Below are 26,579 nucleotides of genomic sequence, written 5' to 3' on the forward strand. Positions count from 1 at the left end.
AAGCCCTACAATTAACAGGTCAGATTTTAATTGCCTGAAAGAAACTAAATGACGCACCCTACTTTGCGCCGCTTACTGTCCATCACATTGCTCAGTCTGCTTGCCGCCTGCGGCGGTGGCGGTGGCGGCGACAGCAAGACCGGCTCTACCCAGAACCCGGACGTTTCGGTCGTGCCGCCAGCGATCACCGCTCCCGGCACGTCGCCTGGCGATACCATTCCGCCGCCGCCCCTGACCACGCCGCCTGCCAAGCAGACGGCCACCTTTACGCGCCCGGAAGCGTCGCGCTTCCTGGGCCGCGCCACGTTCGGCCCGGACATGGCAGCCATCGATGCGCTGGCCGCCAGCGATAGCGATGTCTGGTTCCGCGCGCAGTTTTCCAAGCCGCAAACCTTGCACCGCAAATATATCGATGCCAAATATTCCGCTGCGGGCGCGGTGGCCACCAAGGCCGTGCCAAACGACTTTTATGAGTCGTTCTGGCAGCAGGCCGTGCGCGGCGATGACCAGTTGCGCCAGCGCGTAGCCTTTGCCCTGTCTGAAATCTTCGTCGTCTCTACGCAAAACGAGGCCGTGTGGCCGCAAACGCGGGGCGTCGCCAGCTATTACGATATGCTGGGGCAACAGGCGTTCGGCAACTTCCGCACCTTGCTGCAGGGCGTGGCCAGCCATCCGATGATGGGTCTGTACCTGTCGCACCTGCGCAACCAGAAGGAAGCGGCCACGCGCACGCCCGACGAAAATTTCGCGCGCGAAGTCATGCAGTTATTTACCATCGGCCTGTACCAGCTGAACACAGATGGCTCATTGAAATTGTCCGGCGGCAAACCCATCGACACCTACACACGCGACGATGTGAGCGGCCTGGCGAAAGTATTTACGGGCTGGAGCTGGGCCGGGCCGGACCAGGCCGCGAACCGTTTTTATGGCAGCGTGGCCGATCCGGACCGCGACTGGAAACCGATGCAGAACTATGCGGCGTTTCACTCCACCAGCGAAAAACGCTTCCTCGGCGTGAGCGCGGCGGGCGCTGGCGGCGGCGAAGCGGACATGGCGCTGGCCCTCGACACCCTGTTCAACCATCCGAATGCGGGCCCGTTTTTTGGCCGCCAGCTGATCCAGCGCCTGGTCAGCAGCAATCCCAGCCCGGCCTATGTGGGCCGGGTCGCGGCCGCCTTTGCCAATAATGGCTCGGGCGTGCGCGGCGACATGCAAGCCGTGATCCGCGCCGTGCTGCTGGACCCCGACGCGCTGGCGCCAGCGGGCACCAGCCTGCGCACGGGCAAACTGCGCGAACCGCTTGTGCGTTTGGGCAACTGGATGCGCGCGTTTAACGCCAAGGATGCCGCCTTGCAGTACCGCATCTATTACCTGAGCGACCCACTCTCCGGCTTGGGCCAGAATCCCATGAACGCGCCATCGGTCTTCAACTACTTCCGTCCCTCCTACGTGCCGCCCAATTCGGCGCTGGCGACGGCCGGCCTGGTGGCGCCGGAAATGCAGATCACGTCGGAGCCGTCCGTCACCGGTTACCTGAACTTCATGCAGGACGCCATCCGCGGCGGCGTGGCGGAAAGCCGTGCCGTGCGGGCCGACTACTCGGCCGAACTGGCTCTGGCCGACCAGCCGGCCGCCTTGCTGGAGCGGGTCAACTTGCTGTTGATGTCGGGCAATATGTCGTCCCGGCTACGCAGCAAGATCGTCTCGGCTGTGAGCAGCATCGCGATTCCCGCAGCCAGCGGCAGCAATGCCGCGCAAGTGACGACGGCGAAAACCAACCGCGTGCACCTGGCCATTTTCCTGGCCATGGCCTCGCCTGAATACCTGGTTCAGAAATAAGGAAGCTGCATGACTATCACCTCCCACTTCTCGCGCCGCCGCTTCCTCGGTTCCATGCTGGGCCTGGCCGGCAGCACGGCCGCGCCATTCGCCCTGAACCTGGCCGCCATGGGCCAAGCTGCGGCCCAGTCCGCCGACGACTACAAGGCCCTCGTGTGCCTGTTCATGGCCGGCGGCAACGATACCTTCAACACGGTACTGGCCACCGACACGCCCTCCTGGAGTGAATACTTGCGGCTGCGCAACACGGGCGGCAACGACTCGATCCACCTGCCCGGCGTCGGCGAAACGGGCGGCGTGCTGCCGATCGTGCCTGCCACGGCGCAAGCGGGCCGCAGCTTTGCCCTGCATCCCGCCCTCGGCCCCGTGAAAGACCTGTTCGACGGCGGCCGTGCCGCCATCCTTGCCAACGTGGGCACCCTGATCCAGCCAGTGACGCTGGCGCAATACAAGGCAGGCAATGTGGCGCTGCCGCCGAAACTGTTTTCGCACAACGACCAGCAATCGACCTGGCAATCGGGTCTGCCGGAAGGCGCCAGCGTGGGCTGGGGCGGACGCCTGGGCGACCTGCTGGGCACGCGCAACTCCAATGCGACGTTTACGGCCATCTCGGCCGCGTCGAACGCCCTATTCCTCAGCGGGCGCCAAGTGCGCCAGTTCCAGGTGGGACAGGCAGGCGCCGTGCCGATCCGCAATATCGGCAGCGGCTACCTGTTCGGCACCACCCAGGGTGAGACCGCCTTGCGCGACATCATCAGCACGGCGGGCGACGACATGATGGAGCAGGAACACGTAGCGACAGTCCAGCGCGCCATTTCCAGCCAGAGCGTGCTGAGCGGCGCCATGCTGGCGGCCGGCGCGGGCGGCGTGCCGAATCCGCCGCCGTATGTCAACCCGAACACGGGCGCGTCTGGCGTCAACCAGTTGGCCGTGCAATTGCAGACCGTGGCGCGCATCATCGGCGGACGCGGCGCCCTGGGGGCGAAACGGCAAGTGTTTTATGTGACACTGGGCAGCTTCGACACGCATGACCGGCAAAAAGTGTTGCACGGCGACCTGATGGCGCGCCTGGCGCACGCGCTGGCGTATTTCGACGCGACCCTGGCTGCCCTGCAGGGCGCCGACGTGCGGCGCCAGGTGACGACATTTACGGCATCGGACTTCGGCCGCACCTTCAGCAGCAACGGCGACGGCACGGATCACGGCTGGGGTGCGCACCACTTTGTCGTGGGCGGCGCAGTGAAAGGCCGCGACATCTACGGCACCGTTCCCGTCACGGGCCTGGGCCATGCGCTGGACGTGGGTTCCGGCGCCCTGCTGCCGACCACGTCCGTCGACCAGTACGGCGCCACCCTGGCCACGTGGTTTGGCGTGGCCGACAGCCAGCTGGCCGAGGTGTTTCCGAATATCGGCAACTTCAGCCGGCGCGACCTGGGTTTCATGACGGCAAGCTAGCCGTTGACGGCCACCGTCAAGGTGACGACATAGCCATCCGTGGCATTGCCCGTCACCGCGGCCATCTGCAGGCTGGTGCCGTCGCTGAAGACGTTGTCGGTGGCATAGCTGATCTGTGCCAGGTTGCGCACGCTGGCCGTGTAGCCGCTGGCCGCATACACCTCGTTTAGCGTTGCCATCGGGAAGGTGAATTGCGAGGTCTTGATGCGGTTCGCAGCGCTGGCCGCCTTGGCCAGACTGGGATAGACCTCGAAATGCACGTGCGGCATGCGCCCCGCGTAGCAGCCGGGGAAAATGGTGGTGAAGGCGAGGTTGCCGGTGCTGTCCGTTTCCTGCACGCCGCGCAAATAATTTTGCGCCGTCACGCCGCTCGAATACAGCGAATACAAGCCTTCGCGGTCGCAATGCCACAGGTAGACGGCATAGCCGGCCAGGCTGGCGCAATTGCCGCTGGCATTGAGCAACTGCAGCCTGATGGTGAGCGGCACGCCCGCCGCCGCGCCCGTGGCGCCATTAAAGCTGGCGCGGATATCGCTGCGCACCACGCCCGACTGGTTCAGCACATTAATGATGCTGCCGCCATTCGTGTTCGTGCCGTCGGCCGGATACGGCCCGCCCGTTTCCTCGGGAATCACCGTGCAGGCGCCCGTGGTGGGCGTCGCGGCCGTACCCATACCGGAGGTGCCCGTGCTGGCGCCGCTGCTCGCGGCGGTACTGCTGGCGTCCGAACCACCGCCGCAGCTGACCAGGGGCAAGGTGGCGGCGCCGGCCAGCAGCCAGCGCAGGACTTTCCGCCGGTCAGCCGCCTGCCGCATCATTTCGAGGTCGGATGCCAGACCGTGATCGTGTAATTCCATACATACTCCAATAAGTGGGGCAAGCCCGCCAGGGCGAGCTTGCGTTCCATGGTTCAGGCCGTTGTATTGACCAGATTGCCGCTGGCAGACAGGCTACCGCCCGCATTCGCCGCGCCCAGGCTACCCGACAGCGCCTGCAGGAAGCTGCCCAGTTTGCTACTACTGCCGGTGCTGCCCTCATCGCCGCCCAGTGCGCTGAGCAGGCTGGCAAAGCTGGACTGCAAGTCCGTCACGCTGCTGTCCGTGCTGTCGCTGCTGCTGTCGCCACTGTCGCTACTGGACGCGGCGAGTTTTTGCAGCAGGTTTTGCAAGTCCGACTCAATGTTGCCGGGTCCGCCAGCGCGCGCGCCACCGCCGGGCGGCGGTTCGGAAGGCGGTTCGCCGCCCTCCTCTTGCCCGCCAACACTGCCGCCGCTCTGCGCATGCAGGCTGCCCATCAGCTGGTGCAGGAAGGCGCCCAATGCCTGGCCCACGTCGCCGCTGGCGCCACTTTCAGACGTGGCGGTATCACTGCCGCCATCACTGGCGTCCACTGACACGCCAATCGATGACAAGGCGCTGGAAATGGCGTCGAGAAAGGCGCCATCGTCAGGCTTTTGCGGCCGCGCGCCGCCCACGCTGCCGGTGCCGCCGCTGCTGCTGGTACTGCTGGTACTGCTGGTGCTGCCGGTACTGCTACTGCCGCTCAGGCGGCTGAGCGCGCTCAGCTGGCTGGCGGTGCTGTTTGAACTCAAGGCAATGATGCTCATGCTCAATCTCCTATGCTTCGATGATACGGTTATTGGGGGTGGCGCGGACCGGGGCGGCTGTCGTGCTGCTGCGTCTGCTCGCGCTGCTCCGGCGTCAGCACGGCCAGCAATTGCTGCTCCAGCCGCGCCTGCTGCAAGCTGATTGTCGCCATCGCTTGCGCCGCCGTGTTCGCTAACGCGCTGGCTTTCGTATCGTCGTAGGCGCTGGACGCGGCCAGTTCGCGCAGCTGTGCATGGGCCTTGAAGGCGATCTTTTCCTGTTGCCGCAGCAAGGGTGCCTGGGCGTAGGTGGCAGCAAAAACCTTGTCCTGCTGCGCTTCGCTCAACTCGATGCCGCGCAGAAACGGCGGCAAGCCTTGCGCGCCTGGAGCGCTTGGAGCGTGAGCAAAGCCGGGCGGCGGCTCTGGCATGGCGCGTGGCGGCGGGCCGTCCGGTGCCGGGGTCTGCTGGCTCTGCTGGGCCAGTGCGAGCAGCGGCATGCTGCAGGCGGACAGCAGCAACAGGGATACGGCGATACTCAGGTATTTCATCGAGCTTTCCTTTCCTGGCGATCAGTCCTGATTGTCGGCGTCTGGCATGTAAAGCAACGTTAGGGCCGCGTAAAAGCGTGTAAAGGAAGGTGCGGGAATGTAAGCAGACGTATGTAAAAGCGCGTAAAACCGCCTTGAACAGCCCCCTTTGACTGCTATCATCGGGCGATATTCACCCGAAAAAGCACAGGCATGAGCAAGGTTTTGTTAATCGATGACGACGTGGAACTGGTCGGCATGTTCCAGGAATACCTGACGCAGGAAGGTTTTGACGCCCGCGCCGTGCATGACGGCGAAAGCGGCGCGGCCGAGGCGCTGACGGGCCTGTACGCCATCGCCATCCTCGACGTCATGATGCCGCGCATGAATGGCCTGGAAACCCTGCGCCGCATCCGCGCCGGCAGCAACTTGCCCATCTTGATGCTGACGGCGCGCGGCGACGATACGGACCGCATCGTGGGCCTGGAACTGGGCGCCGACGATTACGTGACAAAACCTTGCACGCCGCGCGAGCTGACGGCGCGCATCCGCGCCATCCTGCGCCGTTCGCAAGCGGCGCCGCACGACAGTTCGGGCCTGGCGCCGCTGGCCGTGGGCCAGTTGACGATGTGGCCGGAACAGCGCCGCGCGTCCTGGGCCGGTGCGCACCTGGAGCTGACGAGCACGGAATTCAACCTGCTGGAAGTGCTGGTGCGCCATGCGGGCAAGCCTGTGAGCAAGAATCAATTGTCTGAGCTGGGCCTGGGCCGGCCCATGGCACGCTTCGACCGCAATATCGACGTGCACTTGAGCAGCCTGCGCCGCAAGCTGGGCAGCCTGGCCGACGGCCGTTCCTGCCTGCAAACCGTGTACCGTCTCGGCTACCAGCTGATCAAGGAGTAAGCGTGGGCCGTCTGTTCTGGAAGTTTTTTCTGTGCATCATGCTGGCGCAAGTAACGGCTACCATCGGCATCGGCGGCACCTTCTGGCTGAAAAACCGGGCCGCGCAGCAAGAGCGGGCCCTCGACATCGACACCAGTCCGCCGGCGCAAATGATCATCGAGGCTGCCAGCGCCACCCTGGAAGCGGGTGGCAGCCAGGCCTTGCGGCAATTCCTGGGCAAGCTCGAACGCATGCGCGTATTTGCCGTCGATATCCAAGGGCAAGAACTGATGGGCCGCACGGTGCATCCCACCATGCTGGCCAAGGCGCGCGCCATGCTGGAACAGGGCCAGGCCCATCCCGTGGTGCGCGAAGCGGCGGGCGGCGATGGCAAGCGCTACCTGCTGTTCCTGCCGTCGTCTGCACGCTTCCGCAATGCCGAAGCGGGCGCCGCGCGCGACACGCTCAATGCCGTCGCCATGAGCGGCCCGCGCGCCATGGGACCCGGTCCACGACCCAACGAAGCGGGCGCCCCGCCGCCACGCGGCGAATTCGGCCGCGGCATGCCGCCCGGCCCGCGCATGGACAGTCCCTACCGCACCTTCATCCCGCTGGCCGCCGCCATCGCCGCCAGCCTGCTGTTCTCCTTCTTGCTGGCCTGGTATTTTGCGCGCCCCATCCGCGACTTGCGCCAAGCGTTCGAAGCCGCTTCGCACGGTAATCTGGCGCCCCGTTTTCATGCCAGCGGCAAGCGCGGCGATGAATTGACGGACCTGGGCCGCGATTTCGACCGCATGACCGGCCGTTTGCGCAGCCTCATGGAAAGCCAGACGCGCTTGCTGCATGATGTCTCGCATGAGCTGCGCTCGCCATTGGCGCGCTTGCAGGCTGCCATCGGCCTGGCGCACCAGCAGCCGGAAAAGATGGACGCCTCGATGCAGCGCATCGAACGCGAAAGCGAACGCATGGATAAGCTGATCGGCGAACTGCTGACCCTGTCGCGGCTGGAAGCGGGCGCCGGCTCGCCCCTCAGCGAAGACGTCGACATCGCCGACCTGTTGCACGACATTATGGAAGACGCCCGCTACGAAGCGAAGGCGCGCCAGGTGAGCATAGCCCTGGCGGGCGACGCGGCCATCGCCGACGCGGCTGTCTCGGGCCGGCCAGAACTGCTGGCGCGCGCCGTGGAAAACGTGGTGCGCAATGCCGTCAAGCACAGCCCGGATGGCGGCACGGTGGAAGTGAATTTATCGCGCCTGCATGACGGCAAGCAGGATCTGCTGTGCATCGCCGTGCTGGACCGGGGGCCAGGCGTGGCCAGCGCCGACCTGGCCAACATTTTCCAGCCTTTCTTCCGCGCCATCCATACCCAGCACAGCACGGATGGGCATGGCCTGGGCCTGGCCATCGCCCAGCATGTGATCAGCGCCCACGGCGGGCGCATCGGGGCCAGCTTGCGCAGCGGTGGCGGGCTGTGCGTGGAAATGCTGCTGCCCGTCAAAACGCCAGGCTGACCTGTCGGCGAGCCTGGCGTCGGGTATTGCCGGGAACTTTGCTAAGCCTGCGTATCGATGATGCTGCCCAGAGTGGACGAAGTCGATTTAGCAGGACTCGTCGCCGTATCGGCGCTGCTGGCCGTCTGCGTATCTTGTTGCGCCGCCTGTTGCGCGGCCGCCGCTTGCAACTGAGCAATTTGCGCCTGCAAGGCCTGGATTTGCTGCGCCAGCTGCTGTTGCAGCTTTTGCGACGCGTCCGTCTGCGTGCCCTTCTGCGATTCCGTCAATTGCTTTTGCGCCGCCGTGATCTGCTTTTGCAGCGCCGCGATCTGCGAACTGCTGCCCGAACTGGCGCTACCGGCCGCGCCGACTGCGCTGCCTGAACCGATTGCCGCTACCATGATGCCTCCCGAATGTGTCGATACCAAGGTTAACGGCAGGCATGGGCGCGGATGTAGTGCCGCGGGTGTAAAGGCAGGTAAAGAGCGCGGCCGGCACGCATGCTTGCTCCTCGGCACAACAAACTGGCACACTGACGCTTCCCCAGCCAAACCCTGATCGGATCGCCATGCCCCTGCTGCCCGCCCTGCCCGACCACGTGCCCCGCCAGCGCTGCGGCGTGATCGAGTTTCCCGTCCACCACATGCGTGGCGGCACATCGACAGGCCTGGTCTTGCATGCGTCCTGCGTACCGGCCGAGCAAACGTTGCGCGAGGAATTGCTGCGCCACCTGATGGGCGTGCCACAATCCGGCCGGCTGCCGGGCAACCGGCAAATCACGGGCCTGGGACGCGGTGCGCCCACCAGCAACAAAGTCTTCCTGGTCGAGGTGGAACAGCATGCCGGCCAGCCGCGCCTGGTCAGCACCCTGGCGCAGCTGGCCGGCGAGCACGCGGATATCGACTGGAGCGTGAACTGCGGCAATATGTCGTCCGCCCTGCAACTGTGGGGCCTGGACAGCGGCGTGATCGAGGCGCTGGCCATCGGCGCGCACGATATCGATATCCGCAACACCAACACGGGCGTCATCACCACCTCGCGCATGGCGCGCGAACTCGATGGCAGCTTTACGGCCACCGGCATTCCCGGCGTGCCCGGCAGCTTCCCCCGCGTCGACCTGTTCCTGCAGCAACCCGCGGGCGCCAAGACGGGTAAATTATTACCGACAGGCAAGGCGCAAGACAAGGTGCACGGCTACGACGTCTCGTGCGTGGACGTGGCCGTGCCCATGGTCATCGCGCTAGCGAGCCAGTTCGGCAAGACGGCACAGGAAGCAATACGGAAACTGGAGGCGGACACGGCGTTCATGCAAGCCATCCGCCAGGCATGGAGCGCGGCGGGACTGCTGATGGGCTTGCGGCGGCGCGATGGCGGGTTGATGACATTGGAAGAACTGGAACGCAGCGAAACTATCCCCAAGTTCTGCATTGTGGCAGCGGCAACGGGAGAGGGAAATATTGCGGTACGCTACTTTACGCCGCAAGCGGGCCACGCCTCGCTGGCCGTCTCGGGCGGCTGCTGCCTGGCGGCGGCTTGTCTGATACCGGGCACGGTGGCGCATGCGCTGGTACGCGGCGTGCCGCCAGTCGGGCAAGCGGATGCAGAGATTGAACTGGGCATAGCAAACCCGGCCGGCATCCTGGCCACCACCATCGTGGCGCGCCAGGCTGGGGCGACGGGAAACATCGTCATCGACAGCGCGGCCTACCGGCGCAGCACGCAAATCTTGCTGCGCGGCCATGTTCCCCTGTACCAGCCGTCAGCCGCATTGAAAGCGTGGCTACTGAAGCAGTTTTAAAGCAAGACCAGGCTGGGCTGGCGCCCCGCCATGCATGGCAATCAGGTCTTGGGCAAGGTCACGCCAACTTGGCCCTGGTATTTTCCACCACGGTCCTTGTACGAGGTTTCACACACTTCATCGGACTCGAAGAACAGCACTTGCGCCACGCCTTCATTGGCGTAGATTTTCGCCGGCAATGGTGTCGTATTCGAAAACTCCAGGGTCACAAAACCTTCCCATTCCGGTTCGAACGGGGTGACGTTGACGATGATGCCGCAGCGCGCATAGGTGCTCTTGCCCAGGCAAATCGTCAATACGTTGCGGGGAATGCGGAAATACTCGACCGTGCGGGCCAGCGCGAACGAGTTCGGCGGGATGATGCAATAGCCCTTGCCCGACACATCGACGAAGTTGTTTGCGTCAAAATCCTTCGGGTCGACGATGGTAGTGTTGATGTTGGTAAACAACTTGAACTCGTCGGCGCAGCGGATGTCATAGCCATAGCTGGACGTACCGTAGGATACGATGCGGTTGCCGTCGCGTTCCTTGACCTGGCCCGGTTCGAACGGCTCGATCATGCCCGTTGCTTCCGCCATGCGGCGTATCCATTTATCGCTTTTAATCGTCATCGCAGGGGGTTCTTTCTAGAATATCAGAATGGCGGGGGCCGCATGCCTGCTGCAGGCACGGCCCGAATGGCAGGATTTTACGCGAAAACCCGCCACTTTTGGCCCTTGCAAGATGAAAATCGTTGGTCTCAGGCTACTGTTTCGCCTGCAAGGAAGTGATCATCTCGCGCACCACTTGCGCCGTCAGTTCAGGGTTTTCCATAGGAAACAGATGGCCGCCCGGTACCTGGCGGAAAAACTTGCCGACCAGCTTGCGCGTGGCCTTCAAGCCCGCCTGGCGGCATTCCACCGATTCCGTGCCGCCGATAAAACCGATGGGCACGGGAAAGCCAGCCTTGACGAGGCCGCCGATATGGTGCGGCAAGCTGCGGTAGACATCCGTTTCCACTTCGCGCGTAAAGCGCAGCTGCACCCCTTCCGGATGAGGGACCAGGCCGCTGTCTATGTAGTCGTGCAAGACTTGCGGCGCCCAGATGGCGAACATGTCTTTGGCGGCAAAGTGTGCGTACGCGGCTTGCGCGTCGGGCCATAGCTTGCGCCGTCGGGCGGAAAAACGCGACGGAGAAAACCGTTCGCCCAGCGCCGTATTGCGCGCCAAGCGCACCAGCAAGGCGCGCCAGCCGGCCACAACGGGCGAATCGAGCAAGACCACGCAGCGCACCAGGTCGGGCCGCTGCTTGGCCACCATCACGCTGAGCATGCCGCCGAGCGAATGACCGACGAGGATCACGGGCCCGCTGTAGCGGCGCTCCAGCGCATCGATATACTCGCGCACCAGCTCGGGCCAGCCCGTGCTGACGGGGTAAGCAGGATCGTGCGCGTGCATGTCGAGCGCCTGCACAGCGTAGTGCTGGCTCAGCAAGCCGAACAGCTTGCGGTAGGTGCCGGCAGGATAACTGTTGGCGTGGGCAAAGTGCAGCTGCGGGAGGGTCATCGTGGGATGGTGCCGGTGAATGCGATAGGCAATTGTAATGGCATGCCGGCACGACGTATCAGAGGAAGGCCTCTAATTTCCGAGGTACCAGCGGGTGCGCTGAAGCCATGCCCGGCACGAAGGAGGCCAGCACCGCGCCCAGCTCCGCGCTTGATTCCACCACGCAAAAGGCATCGTCGAACGCATGCTCGCGGTTCATGTGATTGCGCACAATGATGCATTCCAGCCCAGCCGCGTTGGCGGCGCGCAAGCCGCGCGGCGAATCTTCCACGGCCACGCACTGGGCGGCGGCCAGGCCAAGGCGCTGCAAACCCAGCTGGTAGCCGTCGGGCGCCGGCTTGCTTTCCCCATACATTTCACGCGTCAGCACGAAGTCGAAATGTTGCAACATGCCCGTGGCCGCATGGCTGATCTGGAAGTGCTGTGCATACGCGCTCGTCACCACGCCCATGGCCACATGCGGGCGCAGCGCCGCCAGCACCGGTTCGATGCCGGGCATGGCCAGCCGACGCGCCTGGCGCAGCCGTTGCGCAAACAGCACGGTGCGCTCGGCGCGCAGGCGCTCGACCAGTTCGATGGCGTGGCCCTGCCCCAGCAGCACATGCCAGGCGCCGTAGTTATTGTCCAGGAACCAGTCAAAGAATTGCTTCAGCGTCAAGTCTATGCCGTAGGGCAAGAGCAAGTCGCGGTTGCTTTCGTAAAACAGCTGCTCGGTATTGACCAGCACGCCATCGTTGTCCCACAGCACGCCCTGGATGGTTTTCATGGTGAGGTTTTTACGTACAGAAATTACTTGAAAAATATGTCGTAAGACAATTTCACGATCAGCAACACCAGCAGCACCAGGAACAGGATGCGCACGAAGGCGGCGCCGCGGCGCACGGCGATCCAGGTGCCGGTCAGGGCGCCCAGGATGTTGCACACAGCCATCGGTGCGGCCACCGCGTACACCACGTGACCGGCGGGAATGAAAAACGCCAGCGCGGCCACGTTGGTGGCAATATTCACCAGTTTCGAGCAAGCCGAAGCAAGGATGAAATCGAAGCCGAAGACGCGGATGAAGAGGAAGATCAAAAAACTGCCCGTGCCTGGCCCGAACAGGCCGTCATAAAAGCCGATGGCGCCGCCGATGACGATGGCGAGGATGCGTTCGCGCGGACCGATGGGGCGCGCTTCGCGCGTCGTGCCGAAATCCTTCTTGATGAAGGTGTAGATGGCCATGATGATGATCAATACCAGTACCATCGGGCGCACCACCTGCTGCGGCACATACGACACGGCCGCCGCGCCGATGAAGGACATGAAAAAAGCGCTGGCCACGGCGGGCAGCACCAGCAACCAGGGGATGTGCACCTTGCCGACAAACGAGCGGGCGGCAAACGTGGTGCCGCAGGCGGACGCCAGTTTATTCGTGCCCAGCAAGGACGTGGAAGCCATGTTCGGCATCAGGTTGAACAGGGCCGGCAGCTGGATCAGCCCGCCCCCGCCCACGGCGGCATCGATCAGGCCGGCAAAGAAGGCAAATAAACACAGCAGCGAGATGGTCAGCATGATAGGCAGTAAGGAATGGGCGACAGCGGCAGTATAGGCGCCGTGGATTTTTCCGGATGCAACTTCATATTGCGGAAAACGCAATCAGGCGTGACGCTTGACGGAATGCGCTTCGTGCGGTCTACTGGCTTCTTTTGCCGGGAGCCACGCGATGTCGATGAAACTGATGTGGGAGATCCGCGCCTTCTGCAGCGTGGTGGAAAAGCGCAGCTTCATCCACGCGGCGCGCATGCTGGGACGCTCGCCGTCCGCCGTCACGCGCGCCATCCAGTTCCTCGAAGACGCCATCGGCGCCGAGCTGATCCTGCGCACGCAAAAGCAATTCACCCTGACGACGGCCGGGGAAACATACTATGCGTCGGCCAAGCACTTGCTGGAAACGCAGGCCGAGGCGGAAGATCAATTGGCTGAGCTGAGCAACTCGCCGCAAGGCTGGGTGCGCCTCTCGGCGCCGGAAATCCTGTCGCTGGGCTTCTTGCCGAAAGTGCTGGCGCAATTTTCGCGCGATTATCCGAACGTCTCGGTCGACATTCATTTCTCGGACAAATCGATCGACCCCATCCAGGAAAAGCTGGACTTTGCCATCCGCGGCGCCTTTCCCCAGTCGAGCGAGCTGATCGGCTATCCCCTGTGGAACTACCGCCGCTACATGTACGCTTCACCCGACTATATACAACGCATGGGCGCACCGGACGAACCCGAAGAGCTGGCCGGCCACGACATCATCATGCACTCGGCCCCGCGCATCCTGCGCGACTGGCATTTCGTCTCCAGCGACCGCAACGTGCGCTACCAGGTGCAACCGCGTTTCCGCTTCACTTCCGGCATCGCCACGTTCCAGGCCGCCCTGGAAGGCGCCGGCATCGTGCGCCTGGCCAGCTGGCTGGCGGAACCGGCCGTAGCCGCCGGAACACTGCGCCGGGTCTGCACGGCGTACCGCTTGACGTCGTCCAAGGAGCTGGACCCCAGCATCCACGCCGTCTACGGCAGCTCGCGCATGGCCAAGGGCGCGCGGCTGTTTCTGGAATATGTGCGGCAGCGGGGGCTGGAGATACCCGATGAGCGGGTCGGCGTCGCGCACTCCCCCGCATGAATAAGCAGGCATAGTCGGCCTGAACTAAGTAATCCTCGGGACATTATGATGAACTTATGGCGCATAGAACCGGCTGCTATGCAAGGCGCCCGCTGCGACGCAGTGCGCGCATTGCGAGCAGTGGGCAACGCCGCAGAGCACCAGTGATGGAAGTCAGAAATCACAATAATTTATTGGGGGTTACTTAGCGCCCATGCCAGTAGCGCGGCCGGCTGGCGCGATACTGCGTTACCTCAATACCCGCCCCGAACTCCAGCACCACGGCACCCGCCACATCCGTGCGTAGCCGCGTGATCCCCATGTCGCCATAGCGCGCATACACCTGCGCCTTCGGATGTTTATAGCGGTTGCGGTGCCCGACCTGGAAAATCGCCAGGGTCGGATGAACGGCGTTCAAAAACGCCGGCGTGGACGAGGTACCGCTGCCGTGGTGCGGCGCCAGCAGCACGTCGGCCGCCAGTTCGCCATCCGCCGAGCGCGCCAGCAACTGCGCTTCCTGCGCCGCTTCGATATCGCCGGCCAGCAAAATTGCATGCTGGCCTGCCGTGATTTTCACGCTGCAACTGCGGGCGTTCGGTTTCAACGATATATCGTCGTGGCTGGCTGGCAGCGGGTGCAGCATGGCGAAATGTACGCCTTCCCAGGTCCAGCTCTGGCCCGCCATGCAGTGTAAATACGGCCGCCGGGCTTGCCGTCGGAGCTCGACGGCCGGGTGGCCATCGAACAGCGACGAGGCCAGCCAGCCTACGTCTATGTTTTCCAGCAAGGACACGGCGCCGCCCGCGTGATCGAGGTCGCTGTGAGAAATAATCACGCCATCAAGCGTGCCTATGCCGCGTGCGCGCAAGTAGGGCACGATGACGCGGCTGGCGCCATCGGCATCGAGGCTGTAGGCGGGTCCCGTGTCGTACAGCAGCCGGTGCCCATGCGTTTCCACCAGCACGGCCATGCCTTGTCCCACGTCAAAGGCCGTGATCCACATGCGGCCCGGCGGCGGACTGGACGGCAAGGCCGTCAGCAGGGGCAACCAGCCCAGCATGCCTGCCCAGCGATGCGGCCATCCCCGTGGCGCCAGCAGCCATGCCGTGCCAAATAATGCCCAGCAAAAACTCCACCACGGCGGCGCGGGCGCCGTCCACACGGCAAAACGGCGCGCGCCCAGCCAGTCCAGCACTTGCGCCAGCATCTGCACGATGGCGTGCGCCAGCAGCAGCAACCAGTCACACAGGGGCGCTGGCATCAGGCTGCCCGCCAGCGACAAAGGCGTGACGACCAGGCTAATGATGGGTATGGCCAGCGCATTGGCCACGGGGCTGACCAGCGACACTTGCGAGAACAGCAGCATCGTCAAGGGCACCAGTCCCACCGTCACCACATACTGCGTGTGCGCGCCCAGCGCCACGGCGGCGCGCAGGCGGCGCCAGCGGCTGGCGCTCTCCGGCAAGGACGCCGTGGTGCGGCCCGCCGTGGCGTACAGCATGGTGGCGACGGCGCCGAACGACAGCCAGAAACCGGGCCACAGCACGGCCCACGGATCGAACAGTACGACCACGCCCAGCGCCAGGCACAGCACGTGCCCTATGCTGGTGATGCGTCCCAGCCACAAGGCCAGCGCCACCACCAGCAACATATACAAGGTGCGCTGCGCGGGCACGCCGAAGCCAGCCAGCAGCACATAGACAAATGCCGCCAGCGCGCCCGCCAGTGCCGCCACCTTTTGCGCCGGCAACAGCAAAGGCAGTTGCCGGTCGGTAAAAAACGAGCGCCGCCACAGGGCGCCCGCGCCCAGGGCGAACAGGCCCGCAATCATGGTGATGTGCAGACCCGATATCGAGATCAGGTGACTGACGCCCGTACGGTTGAACACTTGCCAGTCCGACTGTGGAATGGCGCGCTGGTCGCCCACCACCAGCGCCACGATCACGCCCGCATACTGTTTGCCGTCCAGGCTACGCAGTATGCGCGCACGCAACGCCGCGCGGCTGGCCTCCACCACATTGCCGAAGCCGGGCACGAAGGCGGCCAGGCGCACGTTCGGCGTATCCGCGCGCGGTTGCGGCCGCACATAGCCGGTGGCGCGCACGCCCCGCTCCAGCAGCCACGCCTCGTAGTCGAAACCCATGGGATTCGCGTTGCCATGCGGGCGCTGCAGCCGTACCGTCAGGCGCCAGCGCTCGCCCGGCTGCACGTCACCCACCGCGTTCGTCACCTCATCGCGAAAACCCGCGTACCAGGACAGGGCGATCAAGGGCGGCACCTTCGCCCCAACAGCCTTTTCCACGGCAAAATTGAAGCGCACACCCTGCTCGAAACGGTACGGCAGGCTGGCCACCGTACCGGTGACGGTGATGTCCTGGCCTTCATCGGCCAGCGCCAGTTGCGGCGCCAGGGCCGCGTGGGCCAGCCATGCAGCCCAATAAAAGCCCAGTCCCACACCGGCGACAAGCGCGACAGCAGAGCGCCAGCGCGCGTGATGGCGCAGCAGCAATGTAAGCAGTCCCCCTGCGCCAGCGATCACCCATAGCAGCGTGCCTGCATGCGGCGGCAGGCTGGCCTGCGTCTGCAGCCAGGCGGCGCCGGCGGCAAAACCGAGTATCAGGATGCTCATGAGTAGGCCGGATCGTCGCTCGACGCGAAAGGGGCTCAGGTACTGTGCCGCTTTCCACGCCCTGCCATCTGATCTGGCGCAAAGATAGGGTAGATAAAACCGCTCTTGCACGCAATGCGCCACGGTCGCTGGCGAAACTTCCCCCATGCTAAGATGGTTATCCGGCGCCAAAGCGCCACGACTTTGCGGACCTTGCATGACCCCACTGACAGCGGTCGAAACCTATTTGCGGGACTTTCATCAGCGCCAGGTCGGCGTGACCTCCGCAGCGTTTGCACACCTGCCCGCCCGCTCTGCGTCCACCCGCTACGCCTCGTCCTATGCTGTGCTGACCGACCTGGTGCTGACCGACCTCGTGCCGCTCAGCAATATGCCCCTGACGGTGCTCGACCTGGCCTGCGGCGATGGCTATCTGCTGGGCCTGCTCGCGGCCAGGGCACCGGCAACACTGCATTTGACCGGTATCGACATGAGCGAAGCCGAACTCGCTGTGGCGCGCGCCACCCTCCCCCCATCCGTGCGGCTGCAGTGTTGCCGCGGCCAGGCGCTGGACCTGCCATCGGCTAGCGTGGATTATCTCGTTTCGCACATGGCGCTGATGCTGATGGACGACATCGAGCAAGTCGTCAGGGAAATGCGCCGCGTGCTGCGGCCCGGTGGCCAGGTCGCGGCCATCGTCGGCCGGACTTTTTTGCTGGGCGAAGTCAACGACGTTTTCATGCGCGTCTTCAACGCCATTGCCAGCGTAGCGCTGCCGCCGCTACGCTTCGGCGACCGGCGCGCCGGGTCGGAAGCCGGCTGGCGCGAGCTGCTCGATGGCGCGTTCGCGCACGTCGCGTTTGACGATATCGACGTCCCATGGACGCCCACGCCCAACGAACTGTGGGCCGCCCTGACAGACACGTATGACATCGACCGCCTGGACGACGACGCCAGGCAGCGCCTGCGTAGCGCGTTCTTGGATGCCGTGGCGCATCTGCTAACCGGTGACGGAGTGATCGTCACCGGCTGGGGGCTACGCCTGGTACGCGCGCGCGCCGTCTGAACTACCATCGACGCCATGACCTGCTGGCATCACCGGCAACAGGGCTGGCGCGCAGCCCCCCACCTGTCAATTGCAGGCTTGCTGGCAGGCGGACTGCTCGGCGCCGCACTCGGCTTGAGAAGTACCGCCAGCGATGCAAGCCCGCCATTCGACAGCGCAGTAGTGATAGCAGCTGGCGAGGGCTGGCGTCGCAGTCACAGCTAAGCCGAGACCTGTCGCAAAAAGAAATGCAGCGAGCTTTTTATTCATAGTGTTCTCCCAAAGTCGAATGGCTGATGAATCCCTGCGCGCGCCATCCTCTGACGCAGGGTCACATACACAGGTATGTCGGGTGTCATCGCAAGCTGTCTGTGCGTCAGCGCGAAGTGGAAAGTCCTGCGGCTGCCAGCGCATCCTGGAGCACCGTTAAGTCAAGCTGTCTATATTAACGCGGCGCGCCCCAGCTAATAGCCAGGCCGGCAGCCAGAATAATTTCGCGCATCGCCGTCAATTTCAGTTATTTTAAAAACATGCAAAAATTTCTTCGCCAAATCTGAGGCCATGATCAGCTCATCATTATTAATTGTCAAGATAATTCAATTCATTTCGCGCCATCGGATAATTCCTCACGCAATGAAAAGAATAGGCGCGAGACCGTAGCTGTACCGCTTTGCTTCATTTCAAATCCACGGTGTCGGGCGCCGTCACCATTGAAACGAAGCGGCAATTACTCCTTGTTCGACGCGCGCAAGAGAATAAGTCCAACCTTGCCCCCGGAAAAAAAATCCGCACACCATGCAAATATCATTACCATGGAAATGAATAGAAACATACTCTTTGTTATTATCACCATAACGGCAATAAAAAATGCACAATTAAATTAAGCAGATCATAAGCAGATCAAATATACTTAATAAAAATACATTCATTGATTCTCTGGCAGAATAAAAGCGCAATAGGCAAAAACGACAAGCCACTTGAAAGATCAGCGCTCCTCATTGGCTGGTCGCGCCTTTGTGGCTCTCGTTCTTTGCAACAACCGCACCACGCGCGCGGAAAAATCTTTGCCCTGCGCACGGTATAATCGGCCTCGCTTACCTCGACACCCAGGCACGACATGACTTCCTCCGCACTTCCTCCCGATACTTCCACCGACATTTCCGACAGCACCGAAGACAATAACGACGCCACCCTGGTCGCGGAACTGGGGGAACTGGCCGAACATATCCGCCTGGTCAAGATGGAAGGCCGCGTCTTTGTGCGCTTTTCCGGCACGGTCAAGGCGGGTGGCTTGCACGTGCCGTATGCACTGGTGCCAGCGCAGGGCGTGCTGGCGCGGCCGGCCAAGTGGCGCAAGATGGACCGCGAGGCCAAACTGGCCATGGTGCGCGAACGGGCCAGCGCGGCCGTCTTCGAGGAATTGCGCCAGCATGTGATGGATTTCGTCGCCGATATCGCGGGCCTGAGCGAAGACGTGGAGACGGACCCGATGGTCTTCCTGCACACCCTGGCCGACATGCAGACGTCGGAGCCGGCCGGCATGGTGTTCGACCGCATCCGCCAGCGCTTCAACCACGCCATCGAGCGCCAGCAGGAAGAGCAGCATGCGGCGCGCACGCGCCAGAGCATCAACCTGGCCGAGTATCCCGCCTCGTTCGAGATGGCCCGGCGCCTGCCGCGCCGCTTCATCGCCCTGCTGGGACCGACGAACTCCGGCAAGACACACCGCGCGATGGAAGCGCTGGTGAAAGCGAAGAGCGGCATTTATCTGGCGCCCCTGCGCCTGCTGGCCCTGGAAAACTACGAACGCCTGCAGGAAGCCGCGCCGCATGGCAAGGCGCTGGCCGTGAGCCTGATCACGGGCGAGGAACGCCGCCTCGTCGACGACGCCACGCACGTCGCCAGCACTGTGGAAATGCTGGACACGAAAACTGTCGTCGAGGTAGCCGTTATCGATGAAATCCAGATGCTGGCCGACCCGGACCGGGGCGCCGCGTGGACGGCGGCAGTCTGCGGCGCGCCGGCCCACACCGTGTACCTGGTGGGCGCGCCGGAAGCGCGGCGCGCCATCGAAGCGCTGGCCGAGCGCCTGGACTGCCCGCTGGAAGTGCACGTATTAAAACGCATGGCGCCCCTGTCGATGGAGCCGACCGCCGTGCGCAAGGTGCGCAACCTGCGCCGCGGCGACGCCGTCATCGCTTTCTCGCGCCGTGAAGTGCTGATGTGGCGCGACATGATCACGGAAACGGGGTTGTCGGTAGCGACCGTCTACGGCAACCTGTCGCCCGAAGTACGGCGCGCGCAGGCGCAGCGCTTTCGCGATGGCACGGCCGATATCGTCGTCGGCACGGATGCGCTGGCGATGGGCCTGAACATGCCAATCGCGCGCATCGTCATGACCACCTGCGTCAAATACAATGGCCGCGAAGAGGAAGAGATTTCGGCCGCGCTGGCGCGCCAGATCGCCGGGCGCGCGGGCCGCTATGGCGTGCATGAGGAAGGCCTGGTGGCCGGCTACGACAACGAGACGCATGAAGTCATGCGCGCGCTGCTGAAGGAAAAGCTGCATCCGCTGAACACCAGCGGCTTTGCCGTGGCGCCCTCGCTCGAACATTTGCACCGCATTTCGTCGGTGACGGGCGAGCTGTCGCTGTCAAAACTGCTGCGCCGCTTCATCCACAATATCGACGTGCCGGACGGCTTCTTCTTCCCCCGCATCACGGAAGACCAGAAGGAGCGCGCCGTCTGGCTCGACACCCTGCCCCTGTCCGTGGCCGACAAGTTCACCTTGTCGCTGGTGCCGATTTCCAGCAAGGTGCCGTCCTTGCAGACGGCGTGGGAACACTGGGCAAAGAATCTGTCGCAGGGCAAGACCAGCACTCTGCGCCAGCATGCGTATGGCGGCGGTACGCAGAATCTGCAGCAGGTGGAAGACACTTGTCGCTACTACTCCGCGTATGCGTGGCTCAGCTACCGCCTGCCGGAATTCTTCCCCGATATCGCCGTGGCGCAAAACCTGTCGCGCGACGCGTCGGAACGCGTCGATTCCATCCTGCGCGCGCACAATGCGGCCTCACGCGGACGCTCCGGAAAAAAGTTCAAATGAGCGTCAACTGATTTCCCAGAACCAGACCTCGCCGCAATCCCAGTAGCATTCGGTGCCGCAGGCCTTCACGCCGATGGATGGCAGCAGGATGTCGATATGCCCGCCAGCGCCGCCCAGATAGCCGGGGATGCGGAAGAAGGCGACCAGGCCCTGGCGCTGGCCGATGCCGGCCATGGCAGCATCCCTGGCTAATTTTTCGGGCCTGCCAAACATCGAGGGGCTGGCCAGCATGTGCGCCAGCTTGGCCTGTCCCGGCTCGATCAGCGCGCCCTTGAATGGCCCCTTGCGGATGGCCATGCGGCCTTTCAGCCTGATGCCGGCCTTGATCAGCGCCAGGCTGACGCGGATGGCGCAGGTGTTGGCAAAGCTGTCCTGGCCGATCAAATCCTCCCAGCCGATTTCGCCAAACAGGGCCGCCTGGTCGACGGCTGCGACGCTCGAGTAATTTTCACGCAGATTGATGAATGCAGGTTTCACGCCAGCCTCCCGTTGCCCCTGGTCAACAGGGAACATCAGGCCGATTGTAGGAGGCTGCGGCAGCCCCGCACTGAGCGAGGTCAAGCGTAGATCGGCTTAGGTCGGCTTAGGTCAAAGGCCGTAACCCGACAACACCCGTAACACCAGCAACGTGTCGGATGAGCGCCGCTTACGGTTTGCCCGGCGCCGCATAATGCAATTTGAGCACCAGCCCATTATGGTCATCGGCCATGTAGATATCGCCATCCTGGCCCTGCTTCACGTCGACGGGCGCGCCCCTGCCTTGCTTGCCCTTGCGCTCCCAGTTGCTGATCAATTCGACGGACTTGCCCAGCGGCGCGCCGGCCTTGTCGGGCAGCAGCGCCACCAGGCGGTGGCCGTTGCTGCGATAGCCGTGGTAGCCGATGATCAGGCTGTTCTTGTACAGCTCCGGGAAGCGGCTGGCCGTGTAGAACGTCATGCCCAGCGGCGCGGCGTGGCCGGGCAGCAGGCGCTGCGGCGCCGCATATTGGGCGTCGCAAGCCGTCTTCGGATATTCGGGGCTCGCCACATTGTCGTCGTAGCAGTACGGCCAACCATAGTGCCGGTCGGCCTTGATCAAATTGAGTTCTTCATGCGGCAGGTTTTCGTCGCTTTTCAGTTGCGGCATGGCGGCCTGGATGGCGTCGCGTGCGTTTTCCGCCTGCCATAACTCGCCCGTGGCGGGATGGAAGGCCAGTGCCATGGAATTGCGCAAGCCGCGCGCATGCGTGCGCCAGCCCGTCACCGTGCCGGCCGGCCAAGCCATCTTGTACTCGCGGATGGCGCCCAGCGCTTCCGGACCTTCCGCCGAAGGGCAGGCCTTGGCCGGATCGGGTGCCTTGCCATCGTTCTCGCAATGGTCGGTGCTGGAACCCACGTTCACATACAGGTCGCCCTTGGGACTGAAGCGCATGTTCGTCAGCAGGTGCAAACCCAGTCCCGGCAGGCGCGGCGTCTTCGCCGTGCCGCCGATGATATCGGTGGTAGCGCGGGCGGGGTCGCGCAAGTCGACGCGGAAGATGCGTCCCACCTCGCCCACGTAGACCATGCCGTCCGGTCCCTGCACGATGCCGTTCGGGCGATCAAGCTTGTCGAGCAACAGCTTGCGCTCGTAGCCACCACCGTCCGCCTTGCGCTGCAACAGCCACAATTTGCCCTGCTTCGGCGTCCATCCCACCATGTCCGTGACGAGGATGTCGCCATTCGTCAGCGGCAGCACGCCACGCGGGAATTTCAGGCCGTCGGCCAGCACGGCCACGCAAAAACCGGGCGGCGTGTTGACGTCGAGGCGCGGCAAGCCGTCGCACTGAGCGCCAGGCGCCGCCAGGGCTTGCGCGAACGCGCCGCTCAAACAGGCCGCCAGGGCGCCAGAGGTGATCTTTTTGTTCATCAGGGTGTTTCCATCAAGGGTAGTCGGGGCATCACGGCGCGCGCGTTGGCACTGGTAACGGCGGCCACTTGCGCGATATCCAGGCCGCGCAATGCAGCCAGCACGGCGCCAATGCGCGGCAATGCTTCGGGGCTGTTGCGGCCAGGGTGTATCCAGGCCGGGGAAATATCGGGCGCGTCCGTCTCCAGCACGATAGCGTCCAGTGGCAAGTCCGTGGCCATGCGGCGTATCTGCAGGGCGCGGGTAAACGTCATGGCGCCGCCGAAACCGAGCTTGAAACCGAGGGCTATATAGCCCTGCGCCTGCTGGAAGCTGCCGTTGAAGGCATGCGCGATGCCGCCGTTCGGGCGAATCTGGCGCGCATGCTTGAGGACGATGTCCTGCGAGCGGCGCACATGGGCCAGCACGGGGAGGTCGAAGTCGCGGGCGATCTTCAGCTGTTCGCGCAAAAAATGCTCCTGCTTGGCGCGCATGGCCGGTTCGCACAGCATGGGAATGAAGAAATCAAGGCCGATCTCGCCTATGGCGACAAAGCGCGGGTCGGCCATGGCCGCTTTCACGGCGTCGCGCAGGGCGATCAAATCGTCTTCCGTGGCGTGTGGCACGTAGATCGGGTGGATGCCCAGCGCATAGCAGGCGTTGGACGCCGCTGCCGCCAGGTCGCGCACGATGGTGAAATTGGCCCGTTCGACGGCGGGAATGACGATCATTGCCACGCCCTGGCCGCCGGCACGTGCCGCCACCTGCAGCGATTCGCTGCCGAATTCATGCGCGTCGAGGTGGCAGTGCGTGTCGATCCACAGCATGGCGGCTCCTTAGTATTGCTTAGTATTGCTCAGTATTGCTCAGTATCAATAAGGCTGCAGCCCTTCGTCCGTCAGGCGCAGCACGCGGTCGCAGCGCTTGGCCAGTTCAATATCGTGCGTGACGATGACGAAGGCCGTGCCCAGGGTGCGTGACAATTCCAGCATCAGGTCGAAAATCTGTTCGGCCGTGGCGTGATCGAGGTTGCCCGTCGGTTCATCGGCCAGCACGCAGGCTGGCTGCGTGACGAGGGCACGCGCCAGGGCCACGCGCTGGCGCTCGCCGCCGGACAATTCGCCCGGCGTGTGCGTAACGCGCTTGGCCAGGTTCACGCGCGTAAGAATTTGCTGCGCCAGGTCGGTGGCGGGCGCGCGCTTCATGCGCCGTATCATCAGCGGCATGGCGACATTATCCAGCGCGGAAAACTCGGGCAGCAGGTGATGGAATTGGTAGACGAAACCCAGCGAGGCGTTGCGCAGGTCGCCGCGCGCCTTTTCGCTGAGGGTGGCGAAGTCCTTGCCCAGCAGGGTCACCTTGCCGCTGGTCGGCGTATCGAGGCCGCCCAGCAGGTGCAGCAGGGTCGACTTGCCCGAGCCTGATGCGCCGACGATGGCCACGCGTTCGCCGCGGTGGATGTCGATGTCGATGCCGGCCAGCACCTGCACCTTGTAGCTGCCTTGCGTAAAAGTCTTGCCCAGGCCACGGCAGCTAAGGACGGCAGAATCAGCGGAAGCGCCGTTAGAGGCAGGTTTGTTCAGATCGGTCATGGTAGTAGTCAGTGGTTTATTCATAGCGCAGGGCTTCCGCGGGTTTGACGCGGGCAGCCCACCAGCTTGGGTACAGGGTCGCCAAAAAGGCGAGGATCACGGCCAGCACGCCGATCTTGGTGACGTCGGGCCAGCGCAGGTCGGACGGCACGGTGCTGATGAAGTAAATGTCCTTGGAGAGGAACTGCACGCCCAGCAGATGCTCGATGAAGGGCACGATGACGTCAATGTTCATGGCCACCAGCACCCCGCCGCCCACGCCCAGCAGCGTGCCCAGGATGCCCACCAGAGCGCCCTGGATCATGAAAATCTTCATGATGGAGCGGGGCGAGGCGCCCAGGGTGCGCAGGATGGCGATATCGGCCTGCTTGTCCGTCACCGTCATCACCAGGGTTGACACCAAGTTGAAGGCGGCCACCGCGATGATCAGCGTCAAAATGATGAACATCATGCGCTTTTCCGTCTGCACGGCGGCGAACCAGTTGGCGTTCAGCTTCGACCAGTCGCGCAGCCACAGGTCGCCAGGCATGGTTTTTTTCAGCTCCGCCGCCACTTGCGGCGCCTTGTTCATGTCGGCCAGGCGCAGGCGCAGGCCGGACGGGCCGTCGAGGCGCAGCAAACGCTGGCCGTCTTCGATATTGATGAAAGCCAGGCCGGCATCGAATTCATTGTGGCCCGCCTGGAAGATGCCGCTGACGGTAAAGCTGCGCATGCGCGGCAGCACGCCGGCCGGCGTGACCTGGCCCTGCGCCAGCATCAAGGTCACTTTTTCACCGAGGTTGACGCGCAAGGCGCGCGCCAGTTCGATGCCCAGCACGATATTGAAGGTGCCCGGCTGCAGCGCCTTGAAGCTGCCCATGCGCGTCTGGCCGGCCACGTCGGAAACGTTCGGCTCTTCCTCGGGCAGCACGCCGCGCACGATGGCGGGGCGCAGCGCATCGTCGCGCAGCAGCATGCCTTGCGTTTCCACAAACGGCGCGGCGCCCTTGACGGCCGGGTTTTTAAATGCCTGCGCCGCCTCGGCGCGCCAGTCCGGCATGCTGCCGCTGTTGTCGAACACTTCCACGTGGGCCAGCACGGACAGCATGCGGTCCGTCACTTCCTTCTGGAAGCCATTCATCACGGACAGCACGACGATCAGCGCCGCCACGCCCAGGCCGATGCCGGCCATGGAAATGAGGGAAATAAAGGAGATGAAGCTGTTGCGGCCACTGCGCTTGCCGGCCCGCGTGTAGCGCAGGCCGACCAGCCATTCGAAGGGCAAATTCTTGAAAATACTCATTGTTCAGGCGGTCTTTATCGTTTCTTGGAAAGTTATTCGTAGCGCAAGGCCTCGGCCGGCTTGACGCGCGCGGCGCGCCAGCTAGGGTAGATGGTCGCCACCAGCGCCAGACCAAAAGCGATCAGACCGATCTGCGCCACGTCCAGCCAATGCACGTCCGACGGCACGGCGCTGATCTGGTAGATTTCCTTGGAGATGAAGTGCAGGCCGAAGATGCCTTCGATGAAGGGTACGATGACGCCCACGTTCAGCGCCAGCAGCACGCCACCGATCACGCCCAGCGCACTGCCCAGCAAGCCCACCAGCGCGCCCTGGATCATGAAAATCTTCATGATGGAGAACGGCGAGGCGCCCAGGGTGCGCAAAATCGCGATGTCGGCCTGCTTGTCGGTGACCGACATCACCAGCGTCGAGACGAGGTTGAACGCGGCCACGGCGATGATCATGCTGAGGATGATGAACATCATGTTCTTCTGGCTTTGCACCAGCGCATACCAGCTGGCACTGGCGCGCGACCAGTCGCGCATCCACAGCTGGCCCGGCATCGAGGCTTTCAATTCGCGCGCCACCTGCGGCGCCTGGTTCATGTCATGCAGACGCAGACGCAGACCGGACGGGCCATCGAGCTGCAGCAGCTGCTCGGCATCCTGCATGTTCACAAACGCCAGGCTGCCATCGAGTTCGTTATGACCCGCCTCAAAGATGCCGGTCACCTTGAGCGCGCGCATGCGCGGCATGACGATGCCATTGGCCGGGTCGCCCGCCCTCGGCTCGCGTTCCAGCATCAGGGTCACGTTCTGTCCCACTTTCACGTCGAGCGCCTTGGCCAGGTCGATGCCCAGCACGATGTTATACGAGCCTGGCGTGAGGTCCTTGAAACTGCCCTGCTTCATCTGGCTCGCCACGCTGGAGACGGTGGCTTCCTGCTGCGGCAGCACGCCGCGCACGACGGACGGGCGCATGGTTTCGTCGTTGAGCAGCATGCCCTGGGTTTCCACGAACGGCGACACGGCTTTTACTTGCGGGTTGGCGTAGGCGGCGCGCTCCTGCGCCTGCCAGTTAGGCATAGAACCGCCGGTATCGAACACTTCGACGTGGGCCAGCACCGACATCAGCCGGTCGGTGACTTCCTTCTGGAAGCCGTTCATGACGGAGAGGACGACGATCAGGGCGGCCACGCCCAGGCCGATGCCGGCCACGGAAATGAGGGAGATGAAGGAAATGAAGCTGTTGCGGCCACTGCGTTTCCCGGCGCGCGTATAGCGCACGCCGACCTGCCACTCGAAAGGAAATTGTTTGATGATGCTCATGCGCTCCCGCGACAAC

23 protein-coding genes are annotated in these 26,579 nt (G+C 63.6%); 8 read left to right on the top strand and 15 right to left on the bottom strand.

Annotated elements, in window-relative coordinates; translation table 11 throughout:
- Positions 1–48 precede the first annotated feature (48 nt).
- Positions 49–1,839: a DUF1800 domain-containing protein gene (locus ACQ4W7_RS04690; protein ID WP_436528810.1), complete on the top strand. Its 1,791-nt coding sequence runs from the start codon at positions 49–51 to the stop codon at positions 1,837–1,839.
- 9 nt (positions 1,840–1,848) lie between these two features.
- Entirely contained in the window at positions 1,849–3,294 is a 1,446-nt protein-coding gene (locus ACQ4W7_RS04695) for a DUF1501 domain-containing protein (RefSeq protein WP_426073680.1), read from the top strand.
- Here the strand turns inward: ACQ4W7_RS04695 and ACQ4W7_RS04700 are convergent.
- From ACQ4W7_RS04700 to ACQ4W7_RS04710, 3 genes are read right to left on the bottom strand one after another with little or no spacing between them, the layout of a single operon-like run.
- Positions 3,291–4,151, bottom strand: coding sequence for a dioxygenase family protein (locus ACQ4W7_RS04700; RefSeq protein ID WP_436528812.1), 861 nt, complete (start codon positions 4,149–4,151; stop codon positions 3,291–3,293). The two genes, ACQ4W7_RS04695 and ACQ4W7_RS04700, sit on opposite strands and share 4 nt — an antisense overlap.
- 53 nt (positions 4,152–4,204) lie before the next feature.
- The gene (locus tag ACQ4W7_RS04705; RefSeq protein WP_436528814.1) at positions 4,205–4,900 is read right to left on the bottom strand and encodes a hypothetical protein; all 696 of its coding nucleotides are present in this window, start codon (positions 4,898–4,900) and stop codon (positions 4,205–4,207) included.
- Between the two features lie 29 nt (positions 4,901–4,929).
- A complete protein-coding gene (locus ACQ4W7_RS04710; RefSeq protein ID WP_436528816.1) occupies positions 4,930–5,430 on the bottom strand; it encodes a Spy/CpxP family protein refolding chaperone in 501 nt (166 codons plus the stop codon).
- Between the two features lie 192 nt (positions 5,431–5,622).
- Between ACQ4W7_RS04710 and ACQ4W7_RS04715 the strand changes: the two genes are divergently transcribed.
- Both ACQ4W7_RS04715 and ACQ4W7_RS04720 read left to right on the top strand, forming a co-directional pair.
- Complete coding sequence (locus ACQ4W7_RS04715) at positions 5,623–6,312, top strand: response regulator transcription factor (RefSeq protein ID WP_426073684.1); 690 nt, start codon at positions 5,623–5,625, stop codon at positions 6,310–6,312.
- A gap of 2 nt (positions 6,313–6,314) precedes the next feature.
- A complete protein-coding gene (locus ACQ4W7_RS04720) occupies positions 6,315–7,805 on the top strand; it encodes a sensor histidine kinase (RefSeq protein WP_436528819.1) in 1,491 nt (496 codons plus the stop codon).
- A gap of 41 nt (positions 7,806–7,846) precedes the next feature.
- Here the strand turns inward: ACQ4W7_RS04720 and ACQ4W7_RS04725 are convergent, their stop codons facing one another.
- Positions 7,847–8,188: a FlxA-like family protein gene (locus tag ACQ4W7_RS04725; RefSeq protein ID WP_436528821.1), complete on the bottom strand. Its 342-nt coding sequence runs from the start codon at positions 8,186–8,188 to the stop codon at positions 7,847–7,849.
- Between the two features lie 167 nt (positions 8,189–8,355).
- On the opposite strand from ACQ4W7_RS04725, the gene ACQ4W7_RS04730 reads away from it, so the two are divergent.
- Positions 8,356–9,585, top strand: a complete 1,230-nt coding sequence (locus ACQ4W7_RS04730; RefSeq protein ID WP_436528823.1) for a PrpF domain-containing protein — start codon at positions 8,356–8,358, stop codon at positions 9,583–9,585.
- Between the two features lie 41 nt (positions 9,586–9,626).
- On the opposite strand, the gene dcd is transcribed toward ACQ4W7_RS04730, so the two are convergent.
- From dcd to ACQ4W7_RS04750, 4 genes are all read right to left on the bottom strand, one after another.
- The gene (dcd, locus tag ACQ4W7_RS04735; RefSeq protein WP_426073688.1) at positions 9,627–10,196 is read right to left on the bottom strand and encodes a dCTP deaminase; all 570 of its coding nucleotides are present in this window, start codon (positions 10,194–10,196) and stop codon (positions 9,627–9,629) included.
- Positions 10,197–10,329: 133 nt separating this feature from the next.
- Entirely contained in the window at positions 10,330–11,130 is an 801-nt protein-coding gene (locus tag ACQ4W7_RS04740) for an alpha/beta fold hydrolase (protein ID WP_436528825.1), read from the bottom strand.
- A 58-nt stretch (positions 11,131–11,188) separates the two neighbouring features.
- Complete coding sequence (locus ACQ4W7_RS04745) at positions 11,189–11,896, bottom strand: HAD family hydrolase (protein WP_426073690.1); 708 nt, start codon at positions 11,894–11,896, stop codon at positions 11,189–11,191.
- Between the two features lie 23 nt (positions 11,897–11,919).
- Complete coding sequence (locus ACQ4W7_RS04750) at positions 11,920–12,681, bottom strand: sulfite exporter TauE/SafE family protein (protein WP_426073691.1); 762 nt, start codon at positions 12,679–12,681, stop codon at positions 11,920–11,922.
- Positions 12,682–12,838: 157 nt separating this feature from the next.
- Between ACQ4W7_RS04750 and ACQ4W7_RS04755 the strand changes: the two genes are divergently transcribed.
- Positions 12,839–13,774, top strand: coding sequence for a LysR family transcriptional regulator (locus tag ACQ4W7_RS04755; RefSeq protein WP_436528828.1), 936 nt, complete (start codon positions 12,839–12,841; stop codon positions 13,772–13,774).
- Between the two features lie 184 nt (positions 13,775–13,958).
- On the opposite strand, the gene ACQ4W7_RS04760 is transcribed toward ACQ4W7_RS04755, so the two are convergent.
- The gene (locus tag ACQ4W7_RS04760; protein WP_436528830.1) at positions 13,959–16,382 is read right to left on the bottom strand and encodes a DNA internalization-related competence protein ComEC/Rec2; all 2,424 of its coding nucleotides are present in this window, start codon (positions 16,380–16,382) and stop codon (positions 13,959–13,961) included.
- A gap of 196 nt (positions 16,383–16,578) precedes the next feature.
- On the opposite strand from ACQ4W7_RS04760, the gene ACQ4W7_RS04765 reads away from it, so the two are divergent.
- Entirely contained in the window at positions 16,579–17,427 is an 849-nt protein-coding gene (locus tag ACQ4W7_RS04765) for a class I SAM-dependent methyltransferase (RefSeq protein WP_436528832.1), read from the top strand.
- Between the two features lie 1,096 nt (positions 17,428–18,523).
- Positions 18,524–20,512 (top strand): helicase-related protein, encoded by a 1,989-nt coding sequence (locus ACQ4W7_RS04770; RefSeq protein WP_436528834.1) that lies wholly within the window; start codon positions 18,524–18,526, stop codon positions 20,510–20,512.
- Between the two features lie 3 nt (positions 20,513–20,515).
- Here the strand turns inward: ACQ4W7_RS04770 and ACQ4W7_RS04775 are convergent, their stop codons facing one another.
- From ACQ4W7_RS04775 to ACQ4W7_RS04800, 6 genes are all read right to left on the bottom strand, one after another.
- Positions 20,516–20,989: a T6SS effector amidase Tae4 family protein gene (locus tag ACQ4W7_RS04775; RefSeq protein ID WP_426073696.1), complete on the bottom strand. Its 474-nt coding sequence runs from the start codon at positions 20,987–20,989 to the stop codon at positions 20,516–20,518.
- 169 nt (positions 20,990–21,158) lie between these two features.
- On the bottom strand, positions 21,159–22,400 hold the full coding sequence (locus ACQ4W7_RS04780) for a PQQ-dependent sugar dehydrogenase (RefSeq protein ID WP_436528836.1): 1,242 nt from the start codon (positions 22,398–22,400) through the stop codon (positions 21,159–21,161).
- On the bottom strand, positions 22,400–23,203 hold the full coding sequence (locus ACQ4W7_RS04785; protein ID WP_436528885.1) for a TatD family hydrolase: 804 nt from the start codon (positions 23,201–23,203) through the stop codon (positions 22,400–22,402). The genes ACQ4W7_RS04780 and ACQ4W7_RS04785 overlap by 1 nt, the downstream gene beginning before the upstream one ends.
- 48 nt (positions 23,204–23,251) lie before the next feature.
- Positions 23,252–23,971, bottom strand: coding sequence for a lipoprotein-releasing ABC transporter ATP-binding protein LolD (gene lolD, locus ACQ4W7_RS04790; RefSeq protein ID WP_436528838.1), 720 nt, complete (start codon positions 23,969–23,971; stop codon positions 23,252–23,254).
- A 16-nt stretch (positions 23,972–23,987) separates the two neighbouring features.
- Positions 23,988–25,253 (bottom strand): lipoprotein-releasing ABC transporter permease subunit, encoded by a 1,266-nt coding sequence (locus ACQ4W7_RS04795; RefSeq protein WP_426073699.1) that lies wholly within the window; start codon positions 25,251–25,253, stop codon positions 23,988–23,990.
- Between the two features lie 32 nt (positions 25,254–25,285).
- Positions 25,286–26,563 carry a lipoprotein-releasing ABC transporter permease subunit gene (locus tag ACQ4W7_RS04800; protein WP_436528840.1) on the bottom strand — a complete coding sequence of 426 codons (1,278 nt, stop codon included), beginning with the start codon at positions 26,561–26,563 and terminating at the stop codon, positions 25,286–25,288.
- Positions 26,564–26,579: the final 16 nt, after the last annotated feature.

Origin of the sequence: Janthinobacterium algoris, assembly GCF_051380935.1 — a bacterium.
In the GTDB taxonomy this organism is placed as follows: Bacteria; Pseudomonadota; Gammaproteobacteria; order Burkholderiales; family Burkholderiaceae_D; genus Janthinobacterium.

Coding starts and splice junctions, on each gene's coding strand:
- ACQ4W7_RS04690 (WP_436528810.1), top strand. CDS start 49: ATGACGCACCCTACTTTGCGCCGCTTACTGTCCATCACATTGCTCAGT.
- ACQ4W7_RS04695 (WP_426073680.1), top strand. CDS start 1,849: ATGACTATCACCTCCCACTTCTCGCGCCGCCGCTTCCTCGGTTCCATG.
- ACQ4W7_RS04700 (WP_436528812.1), bottom strand. CDS start 4,151: ATGGAATTACACGATCACGGTCTGGCATCCGACCTCGAAATGATGCGG.
- ACQ4W7_RS04705 (WP_436528814.1), bottom strand. CDS start 4,900: ATGAGCATCATTGCCTTGAGTTCAAACAGCACCGCCAGCCAGCTGAGC.
- ACQ4W7_RS04710 (WP_436528816.1), bottom strand. CDS start 5,430: ATGAAATACCTGAGTATCGCCGTATCCCTGTTGCTGCTGTCCGCCTGC.
- ACQ4W7_RS04715 (WP_426073684.1), top strand. CDS start 5,623: ATGAGCAAGGTTTTGTTAATCGATGACGACGTGGAACTGGTCGGCATG.
- ACQ4W7_RS04725 (WP_436528821.1), bottom strand. CDS start 8,188: ATGGTAGCGGCAATCGGTTCAGGCAGCGCAGTCGGCGCGGCCGGTAGC.
- ACQ4W7_RS04730 (WP_436528823.1), top strand. CDS start 8,356: ATGCCCCTGCTGCCCGCCCTGCCCGACCACGTGCCCCGCCAGCGCTGC.
- dcd (WP_426073688.1), bottom strand. CDS start 10,196: ATGACGATTAAAAGCGATAAATGGATACGCCGCATGGCGGAAGCAACG.
- ACQ4W7_RS04740 (WP_436528825.1), bottom strand. CDS start 11,130: ATGACCCTCCCGCAGCTGCACTTTGCCCACGCCAACAGTTATCCTGCC.
- ACQ4W7_RS04745 (WP_426073690.1), bottom strand. CDS start 11,896: ATGAAAACCATCCAGGGCGTGCTGTGGGACAACGATGGCGTGCTGGTC.
- ACQ4W7_RS04750 (WP_426073691.1), bottom strand. CDS start 12,681: ATGCTGACCATCTCGCTGCTGTGTTTATTTGCCTTCTTTGCCGGCCTG.
- ACQ4W7_RS04755 (WP_436528828.1), top strand. CDS start 12,839: ATGAAACTGATGTGGGAGATCCGCGCCTTCTGCAGCGTGGTGGAAAAG.
- ACQ4W7_RS04760 (WP_436528830.1), bottom strand. CDS start 16,382: ATGAGCATCCTGATACTCGGTTTTGCCGCCGGCGCCGCCTGGCTGCAG.
- ACQ4W7_RS04765 (WP_436528832.1), top strand. CDS start 16,579: ATGACCCCACTGACAGCGGTCGAAACCTATTTGCGGGACTTTCATCAG.
- ACQ4W7_RS04770 (WP_436528834.1), top strand. CDS start 18,524: ATGACTTCCTCCGCACTTCCTCCCGATACTTCCACCGACATTTCCGAC.
- ACQ4W7_RS04780 (WP_436528836.1), bottom strand. CDS start 22,400: ATGAACAAAAAGATCACCTCTGGCGCCCTGGCGGCCTGTTTGAGCGGC.
- lolD (WP_436528838.1), bottom strand. CDS start 23,971: ATGACCGATCTGAACAAACCTGCCTCTAACGGCGCTTCCGCTGATTCT.
- ACQ4W7_RS04795 (WP_426073699.1), bottom strand. CDS start 25,253: ATGAGTATTTTCAAGAATTTGCCCTTCGAATGGCTGGTCGGCCTGCGC.
- ACQ4W7_RS04800 (WP_436528840.1), bottom strand. CDS start 26,563: ATGAGCATCATCAAACAATTTCCTTTCGAGTGGCAGGTCGGCGTGCGC.